This window comes from Pseudomonas sp. LBUM1660, assembly GCF_059695935.1.
Map to the genome: position 1 here is coordinate 145,223 of NZ_CP166796.1, position 22,488 is coordinate 167,710.

At 54.0% G+C, this 22,488-nt stretch carries 16 protein-coding genes and 4 pseudogenes; 13 read left to right on the forward strand and 7 right to left on the reverse strand.

Going from position 1 to position 22,488, the window contains the following annotated elements; translation table 11 throughout:
* The first annotated feature begins 177 nt into the window (after nucleotides 1-177).
* The 6 genes and pseudogenes from tnpA to ACA068_RS30445 all read left to right on the forward strand — a co-directional run.
* Complete coding sequence (tnpA, locus tag ACA068_RS30420) at nucleotides 178-534, forward strand: IS66-like element accessory protein TnpA (protein WP_497310852.1); 357 nt, start codon at nucleotides 178-180, stop codon at nucleotides 532-534.
* A gap of 5 nt (nucleotides 535-539) precedes the next feature.
* Nucleotides 540-743: an IS66 family insertion sequence element accessory protein TnpB gene (gene tnpB, locus ACA068_RS30425; RefSeq protein ID WP_497310853.1), complete on the forward strand. Its 204-nt coding sequence runs from the start codon at nucleotides 540-542 to the stop codon at nucleotides 741-743.
* Between the two features lie 184 nt (nucleotides 744-927).
* A pseudogene (gene tnpC, locus ACA068_RS30430) lies at nucleotides 928-2,364 on the forward strand (IS66 family transposase); the annotation flags it as partial.
* Nucleotides 2,365-2,430: 66 nt separating this feature from the next.
* Nucleotides 2,431-2,658: a type II toxin-antitoxin system RelB family antitoxin gene (gene relB, locus ACA068_RS30435; protein WP_005730594.1), complete on the forward strand. Its 228-nt coding sequence runs from the start codon at nucleotides 2,431-2,433 to the stop codon at nucleotides 2,656-2,658.
* Nucleotides 2,642-2,908: a type II toxin-antitoxin system RelE family toxin gene (locus tag ACA068_RS30440; RefSeq protein WP_497310843.1), complete on the forward strand. Its 267-nt coding sequence runs from the start codon at nucleotides 2,642-2,644 to the stop codon at nucleotides 2,906-2,908. Before relB ends, ACA068_RS30440 begins: the two co-directional genes overlap by 17 nt.
* Before the next feature lie 187 nt (nucleotides 2,909-3,095).
* Nucleotides 3,096-3,224 (forward strand): annotated as a pseudogene (locus ACA068_RS30445) (transposase domain-containing protein); the annotation flags it as partial.
* A 1,175-nt stretch (nucleotides 3,225-4,399) separates the two neighbouring features.
* Here the strand turns inward: ACA068_RS30445 and ACA068_RS30450 are convergent.
* Entirely contained in the window at nucleotides 4,400-5,587 is a 1,188-nt protein-coding gene (locus tag ACA068_RS30450) for an EAL domain-containing response regulator (RefSeq protein ID WP_497310854.1), read from the reverse strand.
* A 1,297-nt stretch (nucleotides 5,588-6,884) separates the two neighbouring features.
* Here ACA068_RS30450 and ACA068_RS30455 point away from each other — a divergent pair.
* Both ACA068_RS30455 and ACA068_RS30460 read left to right on the forward strand, forming a co-directional pair.
* Nucleotides 6,885-8,101, forward strand: a protein-coding gene (locus ACA068_RS30455; protein WP_497304932.1) for an IS3 family transposase whose coding sequence is annotated in 2 segments (ribosomal slippage) — nucleotides 6,885-7,230 and nucleotides 7,230-8,101 — 1,218 coding nt in all. Because the reading frame shifts where the segments join, the coding sequence is not laid out codon by codon here.
* Nucleotides 8,102-8,335: 234 nt separating this feature from the next.
* Complete coding sequence (locus ACA068_RS30460; RefSeq protein WP_497310855.1) at nucleotides 8,336-8,947, forward strand: hypothetical protein; 612 nt, start codon at nucleotides 8,336-8,338, stop codon at nucleotides 8,945-8,947.
* Between the two features lie 271 nt (nucleotides 8,948-9,218).
* On the opposite strand, the gene ACA068_RS30465 is transcribed toward ACA068_RS30460, so the two are convergent.
* Nucleotides 9,219-9,970, reverse strand: a protein-coding gene (locus ACA068_RS30465; RefSeq protein ID WP_497310856.1) for an IS5 family transposase whose coding sequence is annotated in 2 segments (ribosomal slippage) — nucleotides 9,219-9,635 and nucleotides 9,638-9,970 — 750 coding nt in all. Because the reading frame shifts where the segments join, the coding sequence is not laid out codon by codon here.
* A gap of 1,541 nt (nucleotides 9,971-11,511) precedes the next feature.
* On the opposite strand from ACA068_RS30465, the gene ACA068_RS30470 reads away from it, so the two are divergent.
* Nucleotides 11,512-12,003 carry a hypothetical protein gene (locus ACA068_RS30470; RefSeq protein ID WP_497310857.1) on the forward strand — a complete coding sequence of 164 codons (492 nt, stop codon included), beginning with the start codon at nucleotides 11,512-11,514 and terminating at the stop codon, nucleotides 12,001-12,003.
* 184 nt (nucleotides 12,004-12,187) lie between these two features.
* Here ACA068_RS30470 and ACA068_RS30475 read toward each other — a convergent pair.
* Nucleotides 12,188-13,404, reverse strand: a protein-coding gene (locus ACA068_RS30475; RefSeq protein ID WP_497304932.1) for an IS3 family transposase whose coding sequence is annotated in 2 segments (ribosomal slippage) — nucleotides 12,188-13,059 and nucleotides 13,059-13,404 — 1,218 coding nt in all. Because the reading frame shifts where the segments join, the coding sequence is not laid out codon by codon here.
* Nucleotides 13,405-14,743: 1,339 nt separating this feature from the next.
* Between ACA068_RS30475 and ACA068_RS30480 the strand changes: the two genes are divergently transcribed.
* Nucleotides 14,744-16,198, forward strand: coding sequence for a RepB family plasmid replication initiator protein (locus ACA068_RS30480; RefSeq protein WP_497310693.1), 1,455 nt, complete (start codon nucleotides 14,744-14,746; stop codon nucleotides 16,196-16,198).
* Between the two features lie 12 nt (nucleotides 16,199-16,210).
* Here ACA068_RS30480 and ACA068_RS30485 read toward each other — a convergent pair whose 3' ends face one another.
* On the reverse strand, nucleotides 16,211-17,158 hold the full coding sequence (locus ACA068_RS30485) for a hypothetical protein (protein WP_497310694.1): 948 nt from the start codon (nucleotides 17,156-17,158) through the stop codon (nucleotides 16,211-16,213).
* A gap of 83 nt (nucleotides 17,159-17,241) precedes the next feature.
* Between ACA068_RS30485 and ACA068_RS30490 the strand changes: the two genes are divergently transcribed.
* Entirely contained in the window at nucleotides 17,242-17,742 is a 501-nt protein-coding gene (locus tag ACA068_RS30490; protein ID WP_497310695.1) for a transposase, read from the forward strand.
* Nucleotides 17,743-17,942: 200 nt separating this feature from the next.
* Nucleotides 17,943-18,464, forward strand: coding sequence for a DDE-type integrase/transposase/recombinase (locus ACA068_RS30495; protein ID WP_497310696.1), 522 nt, complete (start codon nucleotides 17,943-17,945; stop codon nucleotides 18,462-18,464).
* Here ACA068_RS30495 and ACA068_RS30500 read toward each other — a convergent pair.
* The 3 genes and pseudogenes from ACA068_RS30500 to ACA068_RS30510 form a co-directional block, all read right to left on the reverse strand.
* Nucleotides 18,465-20,020 (reverse strand): IS3 family transposase gene (locus ACA068_RS30500; protein WP_497303394.1). Its coding sequence is split into 2 segments (ribosomal slippage): nucleotides 18,465-19,553 and nucleotides 19,556-20,020, totalling 1,554 coding nucleotides; the frame shifts between segments, so codons are not numbered across the junction.
* A gap of 75 nt (nucleotides 20,021-20,095) precedes the next feature.
* Nucleotides 20,096-20,296, reverse strand: a pseudogene (locus ACA068_RS30505) (integrase core domain-containing protein); the annotation flags it as partial.
* 255 nt (nucleotides 20,297-20,551) lie between these two features.
* Nucleotides 20,552-20,902: pseudogene (locus tag ACA068_RS30510) on the reverse strand (transposase); the annotation flags it as partial.
* Between the two features lie 354 nt (nucleotides 20,903-21,256).
* On the opposite strand from ACA068_RS30510, the gene ACA068_RS30515 reads away from it, so the two are divergent.
* Nucleotides 21,257-22,462, forward strand: coding sequence for an alpha-xenorhabdolysin family binary toxin subunit A (locus ACA068_RS30515; RefSeq protein ID WP_497310697.1), 1,206 nt, complete (start codon nucleotides 21,257-21,259; stop codon nucleotides 22,460-22,462).
* Nucleotides 22,463-22,488: the final 26 nt, after the last annotated feature.

Consider the following 22,488-nt stretch of genomic DNA (forward strand, 5'->3'; position numbering starts at 1 on the left):
GCTTCACCCTGCACCTCGCGGCGCAGCATGCATGACTCGGGGTCTGGTTGATTCGCCATTTCTTACCAGTATCGAACTTTCATCGACTATCCTCCGCCAGCTTTAACTGGCGCACTAAGCGTCCGGCCAACGCACCTTTCTGACACTTTCGCTTGAGGCGATGGTGTCCACCAAAACGTGGACACCATCGCCCTTATCGTCAGGATCGCCATGCGCCAAAGAACTTCTTATCCAAAACCTTTTAAAGCCCAAGTCGTCCAGAAATGCCTGCAACCCGGCGTGTCCATGGCCAGTGTAGCCCTGCGCCATGGCATCAACGCCAACCTCGTTCGAAAGTGGATACCCACTTATCGTGATCGTCAGGCGCCAGCGTTGCCCGCTTTCGTTCCGCTGAAACTAGAGCCCGCGACGCGGCCCGATCAGCAAATGCTTGTCAGCATCGAAATTCCTTTCAGGCAGCAAAAACTTACCGTGAACTGGCCATCCTCCGACCCTGAAGGGTGCGCTCGTTTTATCCGTGAGCTTGCCCAGTGATCCGCGTGGACGCCATTTGGCTTGCCACCGAGCCCATGGATATGCGCGCCGGTACCGAGACTGCATTGGCCAGGGTGATCGCGGTATTCGGTGCGGCGAAGCCGCACTGCGCTTATCTCTTTGCCAATTGCCGCGCCAACCGGATGAAAGTTCTGGTGCACGACGGTGTAGGGATCTGGCTTGCAGTGCGACGACTAAACCAAGGCTAGTTTCACAGGCCCGGCATCCGTCGCGGATCGGAAGTTGAACTCGATAACGAGCAACTTCAGGCCTTGGTGCTGGGTTTACCTTGGCCGCGGGTCGGCGCGGGCGGCTCGATCACAGTGCTTTAGCACCGGCTATTAGCCTATCGGTTTATCGCCGCTGACGGCCCGCTCTGGCACAATCAGCGGCATGACTTTCACGCCCAATCTCGACCAGATGACACCGGAACAGCTACGCACCTTGGCCCAACAGGCCATGCAGCTAATGTCCCAGGTCGACTCCATGGGCCAGAAAATCCACCGCCTTGAAACGGTCAACGAGCAACTCGCTCATGAGATCGCCATCCTCAAGCGACACAAATTTGCCAAACGTAGCGAGCAGTTGAGTCCTGACCAAGGCAGCTTGCTCGACGACCTGCTCGATACTGATATCGCGGCCATCGAAGCCGAGCTGAACGCGGTCAATCCGCCACCTGCACCGGCCGAGCCACGCCAGAAACCCAGGCGTGCGCCGCTGCCGCCGCAGTTTCCACGCACCGTGATCCGTCACGAGCCCGAGAACACCCAGTGCGCCTGCGGCTGCCAGCTTCAACGCATCGGCGAAGACGTCAGCGAGAAGCTCGAATACACGCCCGGCGTGTTCACCGTCGAACAGCATGTGCGCGGGAAATGGGTCTGCCGCCAGTGCGAAACGCTGATCCAGGCCCCGGTGCCGGCTCAGGTAATCGACAAGGGCATCCCGACCGCAGGCCTGCAGGCTCATGTAATGGTGGCGAAGTTCGCTGACCACTTGCCGCTGTACCGGCAAGAGAAAATCTTTGGCCGAGCCGGCTTGATGATCGCCCGCTCGACGCTCGCGCAATGGGTTGGACAAACTGGCGTGCAGCTCCAGCCTTTGGTCGATGCGTTGCGTGAAGCGGTGCTGGCCGAGGGTGTAATCCACGCCGATGAGACCCCGGTTCAAATGCTCGCGCCAGGCAAGAAAACCCACCGCGCGTATGTTTCGGCCTACAGCACCACGCCGTTCTCGGCACTCAAAGCCGTTGTTTACGACTTCAGCCCAAGTCGGGCGGGCGAGCATGCGCGCAACTTCCTCGGCTCTTGGAACGGCAAGTTGGTGTGTGACGACTTTGCCGGCTACAAAGCAGGCTTCGAGAAAGGCATGACCGAAATCGGCTGCATGGCTCATGCCCGCCGCAAGTTTTTTGATCTGCACGTCGCGAATAAAAGCCAGTTGGCCGAACAGGCACTTCACTCGATTGGCGGCTTGTACGAAATTGAACGGCAAGCGCGGGACATGAGCGATGAAGATCGCTGGCGAATACGGCAAGAAAAGGCAGCAACGATCCTTGAAACGCTGCACAACTGGATGCTGGCCCAGCGTGATCTTGTGCCCAACGGATCAGCAACGGCCAAGGCTCTGGATTACAGCCTTAAACGCTGGGTAGCGCTGACTCGATATCTCGAGGACGGCGCTGTGCCCATAGATAATAACGCAGTCGAAAATCAGATAAGACCGTGGGCACTTGGACGCTCGAACTGGTTGTTCGCTGGTTCGCTACGCAGTGGTAAGCGAGCAGCGGCAATTATGAGTCTGATCGGGGAGCTAGCAGAATTCGGAAAAGATCGTACGCTAAGCATTCGCGCAGATTTGTGATAATATGAATACATTTATCACATAGGAGCCTTAGACATGGCCACTTCCATTCGCTTGGCACCCGAAACCGAGCAGCGCCTAGATTTTTTGGCGACAAGCACCGGGCGTACCAAGGCGTATTATCTGCGCGAAATCATCGATCATGGCCTGACTGACCTTGAGGATTACTACCTCGCGGCTGAAGTCCTGGAGCGTGTCCGTAAAAATACAGAGGTCGTTCACTCTGCTGCGGACGTGAGGAAAGACCTTGGCCTGGACGATTGATTACACCGACACGGCCAAAACACAGTTGCGGAAGCTCGACAAGCAGTCAGCGAAGCGCATTCTTGACTATATGGATGAGCGGGTGTCCAGCAGGGATGATCCGAGAACTGCTGGCAAGGCGCTTACAGGCCCATTGGGTGGCTTGTGGCTGTATCGCGTAGGAGACTTCCGGGTAATCTGCGAGATTCAGGACGGCGCCTTACGGATACTGGTTGTACAGCTTGGCAACCGTCGAGAAGTTTACCGCTGAAACCAACGTAACCCGCTGTCGCGTCCAGTTGAAGTACACCTCAACTGGGCGTCAGTCGGCTCACTGACATCACGTCAGACTAGGGCCGCCTTCTGCATTATCTGACGCCTAAACGTCAAACTCTATGGCCTCAACCTGACAGGCCGCATGCTTAGCGTACGATTTTGTCCGTTTCCTCTACCGTCCCCTGATCCAGTCAGCACGTATGAATGGGCATGATCCGTATGCCTATCTCAAAGATGTGCTGATGCGGCTGCCGACGCAGCGTGGCAGTGAGATCGGCCAACTGCTACCGCATCAATGGATGCCCGTCTGAGTCACGCAAGGTGACTTCGGCGAGCGCTTATCACCAATGTCGTCTTGACCCACGATCTCGGAGCCGACCTCAAAACTAGAACGCTATCGGCCAAGCACGCTCTCGAACCAATTGCAGTCCTGAAACTGGGCAGTAAACTCAAGCAGCTCTCGGTTGATCTGGTCAACTGTTCCAACTATCCCGCTCTCAGCCAATGAATAGGCATCTTCGAAATAGCCGCACAGGCTAAGAGCGTCAGGAAAGTCGTAATTCGACCGAAACCAGGATTGGTACAGTCCTTCTGCTAAGACCTTTCCAAAATCAGGATCTACAAGGAGTTATTCATGTGCCTTGGCGAGCACATAGGGCAATACCTCCGCGCGGCTCAAGGAGGGCGTCCCGACTCGAAGTAACTGACTTGCAACGTCGTACCGATTCGAGTCTCTCATCAGTGCAAGCTCTATCAGTTCGTAGGCCGGATTTTCTCGTGCAATGATCTGATCATCCGCCCATTGCACAATGTCCGAGACCTCAAGGACACGTAGCTCTAACGCTTCTCTTAGGTAAGCGATCTGGTCATCAACGCTGGGGCTGTAAATGTTCCTTGTCATGCTGCCTTCCCGATTTTCCTACCGGTAACTCTATCCTAATTCAGCGATGAAACCTTGTTGTCTGCTCCGAGAAAACGCAGGTGGTAGAGATTCTAGAAACCGTGCCAACTGGAAGGTCGGGGGTGCAACCTGGTTCATTCCGATATACGTCGTCCTGTCGATCAGGTCGCCAAAAGACGAGTCCATGAGTAGCCTTCCGGGCAACATAACTTCCTGATGGTCTCCTGAGGATACGGCTCGGGAAGGTGTATTGGCCAGACGGTTACTGCAGTACTGCTCATATTTACGACCGACGCATGACCCAAGGCCAGGCAGTCCCTAAGCTCAAAGCTTGAGTTAGCACCGACACGAGACGTGCAACTGGGTTCGACAAGACCGCCTTGAAATTTGATGGTGCCTTGTGCCAGAGGCACGGCGGCTGTAGTGGTCAACTAATCCCGGACAGTGGACTGGCGGAAAGGCTTCAGCCATGCCAAGCTTCTTTTACCCTGATCGTGGCGCCCGCACATGGATAGAGCAGCACAGGCAGCCAGAAAATAATTTTCTAGTCATCACTATGCACGGCGACAGCAACTTTCAGACGACTTACTGACGAGTTTTTTTGTATTGCCGCAGCCAATCCATGAAGGCTGCGCCCGAGAGAGGACCGGAAAATAGGTAGCCCTGGCCAATGGCGCAACCCAAGCGCTGCAACAACGCCAATTGCTCCTGCGTTTCGATGCCCTCGGCAACCAGCTCGATACCCAGCTGGCGAGCCAGGTGCAAAAGACTCTCCACTGCCGCCAATGTCCGAGGATTGTGCGGCATGCTGCGGATGAAACTGGCGTCCAGCTTCAGCTCGGTACAAGGCATTTCACAGACGCGCTGCAAGGAAGAAAATCCGGCGCCAAAGTCATCGATCGAAATCCCACAACCGAGCAAGCGCAGGCGCACCAGGTTCTCGATACTGGTAATAGGTGCCTGCATCAATCCACCTTCGGTCATTTCCAGGATCAGGCTCGCGGCGGGTATCCGCTGCACATCGAGCTCTTTACGAACAGCTTCGACAAGACCGGGCAACGCCAATTGGCTCGCCTCCAGGTTGATCGACAGGCGCATCCCACCGACCAGATGTTGCTCTCGAAAAAATTGCAGGGCTTGTTTGGCCAAAATCCGTGTCATGGAGTTTAGGGCGCCTGCACGCTCCACCGCCTCCAGGAACAGACCGGGAGCCAGGAGCCCATGCTGCGGATGTTGCCAACGTACGAGCACTTCCGCTCCAACCACGTCCAGGGACTGCAGATCGATTTTGGGTTGGTAGAACGGAACGAACTCTGCGCCCAGCACTCCGGTATGCACCTCAACATTCGAGAATGACATTTCAACGGGAGAAGACGAAGGACGCTCTACGACCGGACGATAGCGCTGCATCAGCACTTTCAGTTCGTCAGTGGAGAAGGGTTTGCCTAGGTCACCCAATACCTGATAACCAGAAAGTCGAGCAAGCTGTTGAATGGCCAAGCGCAGGTCAGCTGCAATCGCGCTAGAAATAATCAATGCGGTGATATGGCCAACTTCGTAGGCCTCACGTAAAAAAGCCAAGCCATCGATACCGGGCATCTTAATATCACAGACCAGCACATCAAAATGGCCTTGAGCCCTGAGCATTGTGAAGGCTTGTTCCCCGCTTTCTGCGGCGTACACATGAGTGTAACCGAGCTCTCGAAGCGCCAAAACGAGCATGTGGCGAGTCAGGGCATGATCTTCAAGAATCAGGATCTTGATATCGTTCATAAGTCAGGGCTCTGCACGTATAAGCTGCACTTCCTGAACTCTAGCAACTAAGCCATGGAAGCGAGGCGGTATTTTATCGCGACCCAGAGGCGCGACAGGTGACCAACAAGCCAAAAGGAATCTAACAATAGCGGCCACGCCAAATTCAAGGTGAAAAACGAACACCCCTGAAAAGACAGTCGCACCGAAAAATGTTGTCGTAAGCGTTTCCTGGTGAGGAGGACTGCGAGTGGGCAGCAAGAAACCATGAATGCTGGTGAGCTTCTCTGCTGGCTATGTCCCAATAGGGCCCAAGGGAGGATTTAATGCTGTTTCGCAAGGCGTTACTGTAGGAAAATTCTGAATGAGTATTTTGTCGGGAAGCCTTCAATACAAGCTAGTGAAATGCGCATCCTTCAACCCTCACGCTGCCACCAGTACACCCCGGCGTCTTATAGCGCTCCGGGGGGGGCTTCAATGACGCACGCCGTCGCCGCGCAGCTGCAAGAATGGCTGCTTTATCCAGACCCCATAGGTAGGCATTAAGATCGTCCGAGTGCTAGACCTCGATCCCTCAAGGGGCGAGCGCCGCTTTGGGGGAAACCTTGAGATTGAAAGTAGCAATAGCGGAGGAATTGCACTCGATTGCGACGGCAAGACGTGCCGATCATCAACATCCCGGCACCTCAAGTCCAGCAACAATGGATTCTAGTCAGTAATCAACGCGTCGGGGATGGCCCTATCCTTGTGAGTGGAAGTACGGTCCAGTTGCTCTGCCGTAAGCGAATGGAACGTAATCTTTTGCGGAACCGCGCGACAATGACTTTACCATCTTCGCTACGTGGACCGCTGCTGCGCTCCCACGGCGTCCATTGCTGAATCATCGAGGCTTGCCGTGTTCTGCGTTCGGGTGTCCAACCGCGGGCCATCCCACAGCAGTGAGAGCGAAGAGGCGTAGCTACTCGACAGTTACCTTGAAAAAAACGCCGTTGGAGCGCACGACAGTGTTGTCCGAGCCAGTCATTCAATTCGTCGGAGGGAACATGCCGTTTTGAGCATCGAGCACAGAGGTGCCGTAGGTTGCCTTGAACGTTCTTTTCAAAGCCCGCCCCGCAAGTCACATTCAATTGCACGGATGTGCGTACGGAAGTCACAGATCCGTTGGCCTGATTTGTTGGTACTCGACGTTATAGGTCACGGCACCCCACACTCTCCCTGGAGTGGCGGCGCCAGTAGCTAGGTACTACATGGACGAGCCCCATGAAAGACAGGACACCGTTTCCCCCTTAAGATAAGGGATAGGCAAACGGTTATGTATATGACTAATAGTAGTGATAAGGGTGGGGAGCTGCTGGGCCAGGAGCGTCGTCGCCGTTGGAGCCCAGAGCAAAAGCTGGCGATGGTTCGCGAGAGTCTGCAACCAGGACAAAGTGTTTCGGTCGTGGCCCGGCGCCATGGCGTGAATGCCAACCAACTCTTCCAATGGCGCAAGCTTTATCAGAATGGCAGCCTCTCGGCGGTCAGTGCCGGAGAGACCGTAGTGCCGGCTTCTGAATTGGCCGACGCACTCAAACAGATCCGTGAGTTACAACGGATGCTGGGCAAGAAAACCATGCAAGTCGAGATCCTTCAGGAAGCCGTGGAGATTGCTCGGTCGCGAAAATGGATTGCGCACTCACCCTTGTTGCCGGGGGACGACCTGTGAAGCTGATCAGTGAAAGTCTCGGTGTAGCGCGCTCGCAATTAACGGTTCGACTCAAGCCAGCTGCACGGCCCGCAAGGCGTCGTCCAAGAATGGACGATGCCGCTTTGGTCAAAGAGATTCAGTCTGAAGTCAGTGAGTTGCCCAGCTATGGCTACCGCCGTGTGTGGGGTTTGCTCCGTCGTCGGCGCGAACAACAAAGTCAGGCGCCAATCAACGTCAAACGGGTCTATCGCGTGATGCGCGATCATCAGTTACTGCTGGAGCGTCGAATTAAACAGCCCGGAGTGGCGCGCCGCCATGAAGGCCGCATCGCAGTGGCCACCAGCGATACCCGCTGGTGCTCTGACGGGTTTGAGTTTCGCTGTGAAGACGGCGACAAGCTGAGCGTGACCTTCGCCCTGGACTGCTGCGACCGCGAAGCCATCGGCTGGGTGGCCAGCCCGACGGGGTACAGCGGCGACGATATCCGCGATCTGATGCTGGAAGCGGTGGAAACACGCTTCGGTGAAGAACCGCCTGCCACCCCGGTGCAATGGCTGAGCGATAACGGCTCGGCCTACATCGCTGAACAGACACGCCAGTTTGCCCGACAGATCGGTTTACAGCCGGTGACGACACCGGTGCGCAGCCCGCAGAGCAACGGCATGGCCGAGAGCTTCGTTAAAACGATGAAGCGCGACTACGTCGCGCACATGCCCAAACCTGACCGGGAAACCGCCTTGCGCAACCTGACGGTTGCCTTTGAGCATTACAACGAGGAGCATCCGCACAGCGCTCTAAAATACCGTTCACCGCGGGAGTTTAGGCGTTTGGCAGCGGCATCAATTTAACGGGGTATTGGTGTCCGGTTTAGCAGGGGCCAGTCCAGTTCAGTACATCCTCCTCCCCGCTCTCGAGCTCATCTACATTCCTGTCGAGCACCATTCGATAGCCCACACGACCGATCCTCTCGCGGTACCCAGGCGCCTTGAGCATTCGTCAACGCCCTTGCCTTATTTCGTGCATTTACGGCTGCGCTGCCGGTATCGTGTTCAGCTCAATGCCAAGACTTCTGGACCGGCCGTATGCACAACTACCCCGCTGAATCACTCGACATCCAAGCTCGCTTGTACGGGTTAGACCTGTTGCCGACCCACCTGATGCTGATTGGATCTTTTGTCGTTGCCTACGGCCTCTTCGAGACAACGCTCGAACACGCACTCTGGACACTCTCCGAAACAGATGTGGCGGGTACGCGGCCTTTTACTGAAAGGTTGAAGTCTGAAGACCAATTCAAGATGCTTGGTGGTGGGAACCCCAAACTTAGTGATAAGTGCAACGCAGTGCTGAAGGTAGCTGCGAAAGCCGCGGAAGATTTGAACGACTACCGCAACAGCCTTGTTCACGGCTACTTGCTAGCTGTGGGCGGTACACCGATGTTCATGAAGAATCCAGCTTGGCACGACGTCAAGCGGAACAAGCCCGTAGGCGACGCCTACATTGATAAGCCATTTCAGGATCTTGTCCTTATCGCAGCTTGGACGCTCTTCAAGGTCGTACAACTTGCAGAGAAATCGCTCGCGGATCCAGCCGCGGAGCGTGCCATTGAAGCCCTAGCAAACGACGTGAACCGGGCGAGAAGCTACGCCAACGAAACACGACATTTGTGCCAGCTCATGAATTCGGAAAAGTACTAAGGCAAAATCCCAACCTGGTTCGGGTCGTCTCCGGACTACTCAAACGGCGCCAGTCTCTCGCTCTCGCTGCCGCCGGCACATCACGATGTTCCTCCCCTCTGGATCATACCCTCGACACTATGTGTCCAAAGCGTTGAGCATCCCGGGCGTGATCTAGAGCCCCTAATTTTAAGCCCTATAATGCTCCCAACCTGTTGATTTTTAACGGTTGGATTTCTGATCCTCCATTTTTTCACTGTGAAATATCGGTAGATCTAGGGGGTGTTCTCAATCAGGCCAGCCATATGACGACTGATACAAGACTCAGCATCGACTGGTAGTTTCTTGCCAGTCGCTCATATCTGGTTGCAATACGGCGGTACTGCTTCAGTTTCTGGAAACAACGCTCCACCAGATTACGTGCCTTGTAGGTATGTCGATCCAGCTTTCGGGGCGTCAGACGATTCCCTCTTGAGGGGATGACGGCTTCAGCCCCATTGCGCTGTATCAACTCCACGAAGGCATCTGAGTCATAACCTTTGTCTGCCAATACCGCATCGGGCGTAAAACCTTCGATCAGCGCTTCGGCTTGGCCATATTCAGAGCTTTGTCCGGGCGTCAGCAGCAGGCGTACCGGGTTCCCCAGGGCATCGACGGCCGCATGAATCTTGGTGCTCAGTCCGCCTCTGGACTTGCCCATGGCTTCGGCGTCCTGCCATGTTTTTTTGCCGCACCATGCTGACGAACGCGCACTATGCTGCCATCCACCATCAGGTGTTCTAGGTCAGCGTCAGTCGCAAGCGATGCCATGATCTGTAACCAGACGCCTTTGCGTGACCAGCGGTTATAACGCACATAGACCCGATGCCAGTGACCGTAGGTTTCAGGTAGATCCCGCCAGGGCGCGCCAGTTCGGGCAATCCAGAGTACCGCCTCTACAAATAGACGGTTATCGCGGGCGGTCACGCCACGGTCGCTGGCTTTGCCCGGCAGCAGTTCCTTGATGCGCACCCATTGATCGTCACGCAACCTATAGCGGCTCACCAGTTACCCCCAAATAGCTCAAGGGTATCGAATGGCACTAATTAGCTCAAATGAGAACGCCCCCTAGTCATTTTCACTGTGAAAATCCTTCACAGCGCCGTCTGTTTTTCACTGTGAAAAACTCCCTTTCTTCATATCCAACTGTCCTCCCTTTCGGCTATTCAACCTCGCCGGCGCAGACACCCGCGGCCCCTTACGATAGAAGCCTTTGACCCACAAGCTGTACCAAAATACCTATAGCAGTTGGAGCTATGCACAAGACACTATGCGTTGCGCATTATGTAGTGCGCATAGCGCACTGCGCAGTGTGAACTACCCACTGAGTGACTCATAATGAGGCGGTATTACAGGTTACTGTTCCAGGTATGGGTAAGTCTTCTTTCGGCAGCCTTGGGCGTCACCAGATTGAGCGCTCTTAGGGAACAGAGAAAAACAGTACGATGTCGACGCCAAAAGAGGCGCTGACAGCACCCCTGTTACTACCCCTTGTTTTTCACAGTGAAAACCTGCCCCTTGATTTGCGCAATCAGCGTCAGATCTGTTTCGAGCGAGTTTTTCACAGTAAAAATCCTCGCTTCTATTTTTCACCGTGAAAACAGAGCTGGGTCCCATTCAGCACTTAAGCTCAACCAGATTTCGCCAGCTCTCGTTTTCAAAGTGAAATTACCGACCATGCAGCCGTGCATATTGTTATGCGATCCATAGGCGCCGCCGACCGGTAAGCGCTGCTGATTAACGCTACCTGTTCACCACTGATTTTCACTGTGAAAACGTTATTCCCACTAACCATGCCCTTACACCAGGTCAGCCCCTGATTCGTCCATGCGAGCCTCCTGAAAAAGCAACACCAGTCTACTGCTCGTTTTCACTGTGAAAACCCTGCCGCGGCATGTTTGCTCGAGCCGTAGACCTTCTGGGTAACCTTATGAACTTCCCGAGGATTTAACGGGCTGAGCCACGACTCCGTTACCAGATCTTCGGGCAGAACCTTTTCTCTATGAAAACAGGCAGATAGTGGAGTCTGGCGTTACGCGAGCAGATACTGGTTTTCACTGTGAAAGACTCACGCGACTTAACTCGGGCCATCTGTCCGCCGGCGTCGCCCAAACGACAGGCGCACAGACTGAACGCCAGCAGAGCCCGTGAGGCCGTCGCCGGCCTATCGACCAGAATGTTTTCACAGTGAAAACCCGCTCTACGGCGATGGCAGGACTTTTTCGGGTTCCGCATCAATGTCCAAATCGTGGAAAAGGCATCGATGAGAGGGCGCCGTAGTTTTCACTGTGAAATTTCGCGTACTTGAACCTGAAAGCCGAAGCCAGGGGGATGAGCAAGTTTCACAGTGAAAATCGTTAGACGCACCTGTTTCATGCCAGCGACAGGACAGGACAGGGTGGAGCGCCACCGCAACCCACACGGATTTATTTAATTCCAAATACATATAGCTACGTGTTAATGATCGATTATAATTCCGTGTGATTCATACCAAGTTACACCCAAAGGCTCAATTTAAGCCAACCCTAAATACCTCGGAGATGCACATGACTTCTATCGCACCGGTACTCGCTGAAGGCTCTGGAACAATTTTCGAAAATACCGATCGGTCCTCCGACCGCCCCCCGTTGATGATCGGGTATATTGAGTTCATGCTAAACAAAGAAAAAAGCCAAAAGCTCGAGCTCGACGTTGCCGTCTGGTTGAAGAAAAAGGCCAATTCGGAAGAGAAGTTTTACTCACTCTCAATCGGTGGCATCAATGCCAGCCTGTTCAAAGAGAGCGAAAAGGTGGGTGACGGCCCAGACTACACAGGTAGTTTTGGCTTCAACCATGAAATGCGCATCGCAGGCTGGAAGAAGCCTGGCGTCAACGGCGCCAAGGATTACATCAGCCTTTCAATTACACCCAAGGTGAAGAATGCTTCCCAAGCTGCACCACAGCAGAATACGGCATCAACTCCATCCCCAGCACAATCGCCGGTAAATGCACAAACCCCACAGCCTGTAGACACTGGTGATCCAGCGTTTCAGTTCTAGGATTCAGCTAAACCCCCCGACCCTGCACGCACGTGCGGGGGGTTTTTTGCCAGATTCCAGGCAGGTACTACTTCTATATATAGCTGGCAAGGAGCACATCACCGTCAACACCTCCTACAGCAACATCGGGCACTACGGCAAACCAAATGGACTGGCCCCTGCTAAACCGGACACCAATACCCCGTTAAATTGATGCCGCTGCCAAACGCCTAAACTCCCGCGGTGAACGGTATTTTAGAGCGCTGTGCGGATGCTCCTCGTTGTAATGCTCAAAGGCAACCGTCAGGTTGCGCAAGGCGGTTTCCCGGTCAGGTTTGGGCATGTGCGCGACGTAGTCGCGCTTCATCGTTTTAACGAAGCTCTCGGCCATGCCGTTGCTCTGCGGGCTGCGCACCGGTGTCGTCACCGGCTGTAAACCGATCTGTCGGGCAAACTGGCGTGTCTGTTCAGCGATGTAGGCCGAGCCGTTATCGCTCAGCCATTGCACCGGGGTGGCAGGCGGTTCTTCACCGAAGCGTGTTTCCACCGCTTCCAGCATCAGATCGCGGATATCGTCGCCGCTGTACCCCGTCGGGCTGGCCACCCAGCCGATGGCTTCGCGGTCGCAGCAGTCCAGGGCGAAGGTCACGCTCAGCTTGTCGCCGTCTTCACAGCGAAACTCAAACCCGTCAGAGCACCAGCGGGTATCGCTGGTGGCCACTGCGATGCGGCCTTCATGGCGGCGCGCCACTCCGGGCTGTTTAATTCGACGCTCCAGCAGTAACTGATGATCGCGCATCACGCGATAGACCCGTTTGACGTTGATTGGCGCCTGACTTTGTTGTTCGCGCCGACGACGGAGCAAACCCCACACACGGCGGTAGCCATAGCTGGGCAACTCACTGACTTCAGACTGAATCTCTTTGACCAAAGCGGCATCGTCCATTCTTGGACGACGCCTTGCGGGCCGTGCAGCTGGCTTGAGTCGAACCGTTAATTGCGAGCGCGCTACACCGAGACTTTCACTGATCAGCTTCACAGGTCGTCCCCCGGCAACAAGGGTGAGTGCGCAATCCATTTTCGCGACCGAGCAATCTCCACGGCTTCCTGAAGGATCTCGACTTGCATGGTTTTCTTGCCCAGCATCCGTTGTAACTCACGGATCTGTTTGAGTGCGTCGGCCAATTCAGAAGCCGGCACTACGGTCTCTCCGGCACTGACCGCCGAGAGGCTGCCATTCTGATAAAGCTTGCGCCATTGGAAGAGTTGGTTGGCATTCACGCCATGGCGCCGGGCCACGACCGAAACACTTTGTCCTGGTTGCAGACTCTCGCGAACCATCGCCAGCTTTTGCTCTGGGCTCCAACGGCGACGACGCTCCTGGCCCAGCAGCTCCCCACCCTTATCACTACTATTAGTCATATACATAACCGTTTGCCTATCCCTTATCTTAAGGGGGAAACGGTGTCCTGTCTTTCATGGGGCTCGTCCACCAAAGGAATCCACTCTTAGTTACGCTGATCCTTGGCTGACGTACATGCCCAGCCCCACAATGAAGTGAAGGCGGATCCTTCAACCAGGCACACGCACAATTTGCCTATACCTGCACGCCGGCGCCCTCTGGCCGTGTTCACACGGTTGCGCGAGCGTCCCAGACGGACAAGTACACACCCCATGGAGAGGTCTTTTCCGTGGCACAATTGGCTATCCACCATGCTAAGCCTGGTGCGAACGCGTTTTCACAATCTCCGGCGGAGTCGTCGGCCTCAAATGTGCCACGGTTAGTTGAGATCCATTCGGGAATCGGCAGTATCACGAGAATTGACCTACAGCCCTAAAACACGGGGCCATACCGGCAAATGTGCCATCGCTAGAGACCATACACCTCGATCCATCCGGAAATATGCCAACGTTAGAGCCTGCAAAGAGTTCCTCTTTTCTGAAATGTGCCAGCGTTAGGGGTTATAGCCAGTCACGATTACAGACGCTTTTCACTGTGAAAACGGTTGCTGACGTGAGCGATTCAGAGCGCAGGCACAGCGTTGCTACAGGGCCTAATCGGGGGGATCCGAAGGGAGTTCAGGGACTAAGGGACGATGAGCCTACATAATGTGCCATCGTTAAGGGGCCGTCGATGCTCATAGCTCCTTGATCTACTTAGCAAAACCAAAATGTGCCACCGCTAGAGCATTGCTAAAATAAACCGCCAGAAATGGCCCCCAGCTGTTCCATCGTTCAGGCTGTAAGGTGCCACGGTTAGATGGGCACATGTGGAAATCATCTCACCCCAATTTGATGGAGTCCTTTAAATACAAGGGCTACAGATGATGTGCCATCTTTAGTGGGCAATTCCACTAAGCGGGGCACAATTCGAGGAGGGATCTAACGATGCCACATGAATGCCCTAATGGAGGCACATTTCACTAAACCTGGCACAGCACTGCTCTAACGAGGGCACAAATGGCCCGAGCGCTGGCACTATTGGCCCTAACGATGGCACACAAAAAGCGCTGGATGCCTTATAAACCGTGGCTTTAGCGGGTCCACTAACAAAGCTTCTAAAAAACAGTTAAAACAGAAACAAGCTGTTGTTAGTTTTTTTGGACTGACCAGGCGAGAAGTAAAAGCGTAAAAGCAGACCGTTCAACCTGAACACTAACCATGGAACAATTCGACCCTGAAGATGGCACCGAGAAAAGATTGACCCCATCTCGAACGTTCGGGTAATGTGCCAACACAGACACCCAATGGCACATTTGAGATGGACACCTCTTCAACACGACCACGAACTAAACGGACACCTGATGCGCCGACTGGTGAGGACCAAACTCCCACGAAGCGAAAGCGTGCCCCGAAAATTCTGGTGGTCAGGGAGATTGAGCCCTCAAAAGCTGTTGAGCTGAAGAAAGCTGTTGAAGCCCTCGCGATGCGAAACGTTTCAACGACCAGTGATTTCACATTCCTGCAACGCAAGCTGTACAACACACTAACTCAGTTCGCCCAACAGAGGCCAGACACTGAGATGGTCCACGATATCCCAATCAAGTTGGTTGAGGAACACGTGGGTCATACGACCTCGAATAGCAGGGACCACCTGAAAAAAGTACTGAAGGGCATGACCCAGGTACAAGTGGAGTTCGATTACAAAGGCGAAAGCCCAGGTCGAAAAAGTGGATGGGGCGTCGCAAACTTGATCGCTGAAGCCTATATCCTCGACGATAATCAGACAATCCGCTACTCATTCCCCGCCGAATTGAAACGCCGGCTACTCGATCCGACAATTTTCAATCTGATTGATCTGCGAATGCAGTATCACTTCACAAGCTACTCCGCGCTCTCTCTTCACGAGCTCGTATCCCGATACTACGGGTTCTCTCAGAAAGAAACCTTTCGCGAGCATTGGACCGCCTGGAGCGTCCTGCTCTCAGGTTCAGCAACCCCGCATGAGGAATTCCGAGACTTCAATAAAATGCTTGGCCGTGCAGTCGACCAGGTCAACAGTATTGAAGGGCGTTTCAAAATCGAAGTCGTCATGACCAAAAACAACCGCAAGTACGACAAGCTATGGTTCAAGCTTGAGCCCCTGATGCAACCTGAGCTCGGGCTATCGCCCGCACCAGAGATCGTAGGCGCTGAGGTTTCTAAGCGGCTGAAGGCTCTGTCCTTGAGTGCCAAGGACATCGAAGAGCTGGGAATGAGTCACGATGAGGAGTACCTGCTGGCACAAGCGGACTACACCGAAGCGCAGATGAAGAAAAAGGACTCTGTCGCCAGCCCTGCTGCTTACTTCAAAGCAGCCGTAACCAACAACTACGCTAAGGCGCCAAGCAAGCAGAAACCGCCAGCCTCAACAGATGCCCCGGTTCCTGCACCGAAACCGCCAAAGACTGTTAAAAAGGCTGCGTCCGCTACACAGACGGCACCGGCGAATCAAATGAATATCCTTCTCGAGCAATGGGGTGCTGCACAGCGCACAACGATCCGTGACGAGATTAATGCCCAGAGCCCGGAAGAGCAGCAATTGCTGTTGGCGAAGTACGAACCTCAGCTGAAGAAGGACGATCTGGCTTACAAGCAATACAAGTCGAAGGGCTTGAGTCCAATGGTGCTGAATTGCCTAGTGGCGATCATTTTTGAAGATCGCTTCAAGGAAGCCCCGACATCAGACCAGCTGTTGCAATTCCTGCTATCCGCGAATGCCCGCGTCCAAGCATAGAAGGTGAGGGGATCAACCCTGCGAGGATGCCATGAGGCTGCTTCGTTTGATTAGGGCCAGCAGTGATTCAGCAGTGAGGAAAGGGGCATTTTTCAACATTTGCTCCATCACCAACGTGATAACCGAATAGCAATCACCTGGTCCGATCGGTAACGACCTCGAGGCCAGACCCTTAGCATTCACCGATAAAAACACTTTGCCTGGCTGGTTTTCCAGCGAGAACCATTTTTCGTTCTGCGCACCGTGGCCTTTGCCCTCGAACTTGCTCTGGAGTTGAAGCAACGTTGCCAGCACCGAGGGTAGCTCCCGTGTCGACAGCTGAATCGCGATCTTGTCTTCCCAATTGTAGGTGCGGGTACCAAACGCCAAAGCCGCTTCAATCCTAATGTTGTGCTCTTCGGTCCGCGTCTGATCGGCTGAGAAGCAAACTGCAACCTTCCCGCCATACACGTGCCGGTTCACGTAGTTTTTACCAGATTGCTGCTTCAGCGCCTCATCAGGTTGGCCTACCGGTACACCAACATCGACAGAGCCATTGGAAACGTCATTGGCTGCTTCGGCCACATCTGTGCCCGCAGGCCTATTGAAATCGGCATGTAATGCTTTGGCGTAGGTCCTACGCAGGTACCCGCCGTCGCCGTTTTCTGGGCAACCGCTGTCAACCCAGCGTTTCAGTGCCTTTGCAAATACAGGCCCCTCTTCACGGCCGATAGCAACAAGCAAAGGAATGCTTGGTGGATCTAATTTCGCGGTGGCCAGGCGGTCGGTAACCACCGGGAGAACTGAGAAAAAGATGCCTTGGAGATAAACAATGGATTGAGCGTCGCCAGCGTTTGCTCGTTCAATCGAGGAGGTGAGGGTGCTGCCCTCGAGAGTGTGTATCTCCTCCAGCACCTCTATCGAGGGGGCCGGTATTTTTAGGCAGAGGAGATCAGAGGTGGTAAAGCGTGCATTGAACATTTTTCAAGTCCTCCCTCCGTGTCAGGCTACCTGTCGCCCTTGTTGATTGACTCATTCATTCAAGAGGGCGAAGGTGCATAACAATGTCCAACCTTGGCAAACGCTACGACAACGACTTCAAAGACTGGGTCGTCCTGCAAATGATGCCGCCCCTCAATCGCTCAGTGGCGGAACTCGCCGTTGCGCTTAATCTCACGCCTCAGTCACTGCGAAACTGGAGACAAATGGCTAGAGATAAAGGTTTGATCGTGCCAGGAAACGGCAAGACCAGTGATCAATGGTCCAGCGCCGATAAATTCAACGCTGTGATGGAAACCGCACCGTTGAGTGAGGTGGAAACTTCTCAATACTGCCGGATCAAGGGCATCTACCCGGAGCAAATCCGTCAATGGCGCGAGACCTGCCAAAACGCCAATATTCTTGCTGATCTGAAACCCAATGTAGGGAAAACTGCCGAGCAACGGCGGATTAAAGAGTTGGAACGTCAGTTGATCCGATCAGACGCTGGACGTGCTGAGGCGGAGGCTTTGCTGGAACTCAGAAAAAAAGCCAATGCGATCTGGGGCAAGGACAAGGAAGACTGATCGACGCCTCTGATCGTAAGCAAGCCATGAAGTTGATTGCAGACGCGGTGCTGAATGGCGCTCGTCGATATCGAGCCTGCAATGAGCTGGGGCTGAGCCTGCGCACAGTTCAACGCTGGCGACACGCTGGCTGTGATCGACGACGACTGGCTCAACGGGCAGCTCCGGCTAATAAGCTCAGTGTGACGGAACGCCAAGCGGTGCTTGATGCCGCCAATCAGGCTGGCTACGCCAGCCTCACCCCGCACCAAATCGTTCCTAAGCTGGCCGATGAAGGCATCTACCTGGCTTCGGAGTCGACGTTTTATCGTGTGTTAAAAACCGCCAACCAAAACGTGCGTCGTGGCAGAACCAAAGCCCCGAAACGCAGGGTGCTGACGACGCATCGCGCTGACAGCCCCAATCAGGTGTGGTGCTGGGATATCACCTGGTTGCCTAGTACCGTTAGAGGTCGTTTTTTCTACTGGTACATGGTCAAGGATGTCTACAGCCGCAAGCTGGTCGCCAATGAAGTACATGAGGTGGAGTGCGCCGAACACGCGTGCGAACTGCTCAGAAAGGGGTGCTTACGTGAACACACAGCGGGTCGTCCGCTGGTGCTGCACTCGGATAACGGGCACGTGATGAGAGGTTCTTTGTTGCGTGAAAGTATGGTTGCGCTGGGCGTCGAGCCATCCTTTAGCCCGGCGTTTTTCAAGGTAGTTGTCGCGTCAACCGTCTAACTATGCCGCTATTTTCTCGATCTGTTGCTCTCGATCCGGGTTCAGCAGCACGGTGCCGATCGGCTCCCAGTTACGCGTCTGGCCTGACCATCGTTCCGGTTTTTTCTCCTTGGCTCGTTCGTACAGCTCATGTCGCCGGGCCAAGACCTGATGATCCAGCCCCCGATGCCGCTCAGCCGGTGTGACGAACCGGATACGACTATGCCGGTGCTCGTTGTTGTACCAGCGCATAAAGTCCCTCACCCAAGCGCGTGAAGCGTCCAAACTGACAAAGCCATCCTGCGGCCATTGCGGGCAGTATTTCAGCGTTCTAAACAGCGACTCCGAGTAGGGATTGTCGTTGCTCACACGCGGCCGGCCCCGCGAGGGCGTGATGCCCAGTTCGTACATCTTGCTCAGCAGCGTCACCGACTTCATCGGCGCGCCGTTGTCCGAGTGCAGCACCAGCGGTTCGTGCAAACACTGCTCTGCGATCACGCTGCGTTGCAGCAGTGCGGCGGCTTTCTCCCCGCTTTCTGCGTCGTAGACCTCCCAGCCCACGGCCTTGCGGCTGTAAATATCCTCGATCAGATAGAGGTAGTAATACTTGCCGCGTATCGGCGAGGGCAGATACGTGATGTCCCATGACCACACCTGATTGGGCGCTTTGGCCGCATGCGTCGTCGGTGCTGCGTGCCTTCTGGGTCGCTGGCTGCGGCCTCGATGTTGCTGTTGGCCTGCCGCACGTAGAACGCGATAAAACGTCGACTCCGACGCCAGATAACACGCTTGATCGGCCAGTCGTGGCACGATCTGGCTCGGCGGCAAGTGGACGTACTCCGGGCTGTTACACAGCGTCACGATGGTCTGACGCTCGACTTCGCTCAGTGCATTTCGCGGTGTTGGCCGTGTGACAGTCGTTCGGGCATCTGCCGGGATAACGTCTGTTTCAGTCCACCGCTGCAAGGTTCGCAGCGATAGACCGACTTCCCGGCAGGCCCTGATTTTTCTGGCGCCTGCCGCGACCGCGCTACCCAGCCAGGCAACGAGCAACTGGCGCTCTGGCAAAGACGTTAGTTGTCCTCGTTGTCGTTCGTCCCCCAGTAGTCGTTGAGCTTTTTTCGCAGCACCAACAACGCGGCTGTTTCAGCGAGCGCCTTGTCTTTGCGGCGCAGTTCGCGCTCAAGTTCCTGGATGCGTTTCTTGTCTTTGCGAGCTTGCTCGCGATCTTCTTTTTGCTGGGCTTTATCTGCCTTCTGACCGTTGATGCAGGCCTGCCGCCAGGCCGTAATTTGCTCAGGGTAAAGGCCTTTGCGGCGGCAGTATTCACCCAGGTCGATCTCGGATAAACCGGCGGCTTCGAGCACGACAGCAAACTTGGTTTCGGCTGACCAGTTTTCGGCCAACGACTTGTTTTCGGACACTGCACTTCCTTCAGAACTGAGCTGCTTGCGCCAGTTGGACAAAGACATTTCGCTGACCCCTTCGCGCCGGGAAACCTCGGCCATCGACAGGTTCTGCGGGGGAAGCAGCATCTTGAGTAATGCGGCTCTGCGTTCAGGTGAATAGTACGGCACGACCAGTCTCTTTCCGCCCCCGATATGCTTTTTAAGGAAAAATCGGAGAGGCGACAACTATCCTGACACCGGGGGCCTGGCCAAGACCTCTTTATCTTCACCGCGATGACGTTGTGCCGGGGTCACGAAGCGGATACGACTGTGGCGGTGTTGATGGTTGTACCAGCGAATAAAATCGCGAACCCAACTGCGGGCTGCGTCCAGATTTGCAAAGCCATCCGCAGGCCATTGCGAGCAGTATTTCAGGGTTCTAAACAGTGACTCCGAGTAGGTGTAGCGGCTCGATAACATCGACGGCCCGACCCGATTACATCGCTCGATTCGGGACCACATTAGCTGAGAATATCGGGCAGCTCCGGCTCACAATAAGTTAGAATGAGCCCACATTGCGTGAGAACAACCCGATTACATCAGTCTCGGCCCACATTAGTTGAGAATGAACATCGCATCACAGCGGTACGCCGGCAGCCAATAGCCGATCATGCAGTTCTTGTGTCCGTTCTGCTGCGAGCTGACCGCATAGGGTGCCATTTCGCCCCCAGCCGGAACCGACCCGGACAACTGGCCGGTGATGCAGGCTTGACGCCAAGCGGCTATTTGTTCGGGATACAGCCCCTTGCTGCGACAGTATTCGCTGAGCTCGATTTCGCTCAGCGTGGCTGTATGCAACACCGCTGCGAACTTGGCTTCGCCCGACCAGTTATCGGCACTGCTTTTATCTCCGGGCACCACCGCGCCTCCTGCTTTGAACTTGGAGCGCCAAGCATACAGCGTGGCTGGGGCGATGCCTTCCTGACGCGACAACTTGGTCACGGACATGTTTTGAGGAGGCAGTAACTTGTTGATAAGGGCAGCTTTACGCTCGGGTGAATAGCTCGACATGACAACTCTCTTTGACGCCCCCGATTTATCGTTTTGATAGATCAACTGAGGCGACAACTAGCCTGACACCGGGGGACGGTCTGAAATCGTATTTGATGTTGCTCCGCATACAGACTGTCTCTACTGTTGAAAGTGCCAGGCAGATAGTGCTAGCGATGGTAGCGCAACTCGAGATTGAATTTCTCCATTGTACTACCAGCACGAATACCTTGGCGGGCACAAGATAGCCCTAGATATTTCGTGGTCTATAGCAGCGCTTCAACACCATCGATAGATGTCAACATTATATGGCTGCGAAGCAGACCAAATAAAATCTATTTAGATATTGATAACTAACATACCGAGGTGAGCAATATGGCTGTTAATATGCAGATGTCAGAACTGAGCAACGATCTTCCCCGAGAAGTCATGGGTTTGATTGCGGGTTCATATCCCGGCGTGGAACGCGCTGCTGGGTTGTTTACCAAAGAAGATGTAATCAAAATTAAGCAGTACGTGAAAAAAAGTCTCGCACTCCCAAGTGAGTTGCCAGAGGTCAAGGAGTTTTTGGGGTACGATGAACTGGACATTGCTGGACTTGAACCCAGTGATATTCAGTTGTTATTCAAAAACGTAAAATTTCATGCGTCAGGCTGGGATGATGTAGAAAGTAAAATAATCGAGCAAAGTATTAACTTGGGTTCTGCTGCTCAAAATATTCTCAGCAGTGGCAACGGTCTTATTAACCTTATTAATGAAATGCCTATTATGGAGCGCGTTAGGAATACGCTTGGGGACTTAACTGATAGTGCGCTTGGAGGGATTAAGTACACGACGGAGGATGGCGAGGTTGCCTCTGCTGTAGGTGAGATAATTACATTCATGAAAGTAGATATTAATAGACAGCAAAGCGCTACGCTCGAGCTCAAAGATAGTATTTCTAATTTCAAAATTGAACTGTCAGGCGGAGAGCTCTCGAACGGAAATCGTGTTGCTGGATTACAGGCCGATTTGAGCGGTAAGTACGATCTGATGGAGCGAAACAACTTTATCGAGTCGATTGCCGAAAACAAAGCAACTATCATTGAAAAAAATAAAAGAATCGTTCAGCTGGATAAGGATATCGACCAATATGTAAAAAATGCGATAGCCGGGATCGCTGGAGGACTTATTGGCTTGGCCATTACCGGTGGGGTCTTCGGTGCGAAAGCAGAAAGCGCAAAAAAAGAACGCAATGTACTAAAAGAAGAGGTAGATGCACTAAAGGCCCTGGTCACCACTCAAGAAAATTTGCAGCGCACTCTAGATCGCAATATGTCGGACTTTTTGGATCTCAATAATCGCATGCTAGGTGCTGAAGCAGCGCTTAATATCCTGAATACGATGTGGCAAACCATTCTGACGAAAATCGATGGGTCAGCTGCACAGTTCGAGCTTATTAACGATGCGTTAAAACTAACTTCATTTGTTGCAAAGTTCACACTCGTGATTGAACCATGGCTTGATGTAAAAGACACCTCAGGTACCTTGGTGAAGGTCTTCAATGAAGCACTGGAAGAATACGAAAAGAACTATAACTAATTTCTTGCTAACAGACGGATTATTTT

Excerpts from the sequence above, each read along its gene's own strand:
- relB (WP_005730594.1), top strand. The coding sequence starts at position 2,431 with ATGGCCACTTCCATTCGCTTGGCACCCGAAACCGAGCAGCGCCTAGAT.
- ACA068_RS30450 (WP_497310854.1), bottom strand. The coding sequence starts at position 5,587 with ATGAACGATATCAAGATCCTGATTCTTGAAGATCATGCCCTGACTCGC.
- ACA068_RS30460 (WP_497310855.1), top strand. The coding sequence starts at position 8,336 with ATGCACAACTACCCCGCTGAATCACTCGACATCCAAGCTCGCTTGTAC.
- ACA068_RS30470 (WP_497310857.1), top strand. The coding sequence starts at position 11,512 with ATGACTTCTATCGCACCGGTACTCGCTGAAGGCTCTGGAACAATTTTC.
- ACA068_RS30480 (WP_497310693.1), top strand. The coding sequence starts at position 14,744 with ATGGACACCTCTTCAACACGACCACGAACTAAACGGACACCTGATGCG.
- ACA068_RS30485 (WP_497310694.1), bottom strand. The coding sequence starts at position 17,158 with ATGTTCAATGCACGCTTTACCACCTCTGATCTCCTCTGCCTAAAAATA.
- ACA068_RS30490 (WP_497310695.1), top strand. The coding sequence starts at position 17,242 with ATGTCCAACCTTGGCAAACGCTACGACAACGACTTCAAAGACTGGGTC.
- ACA068_RS30515 (WP_497310697.1), top strand. The coding sequence starts at position 21,257 with ATGGCTGTTAATATGCAGATGTCAGAACTGAGCAACGATCTTCCCCGA.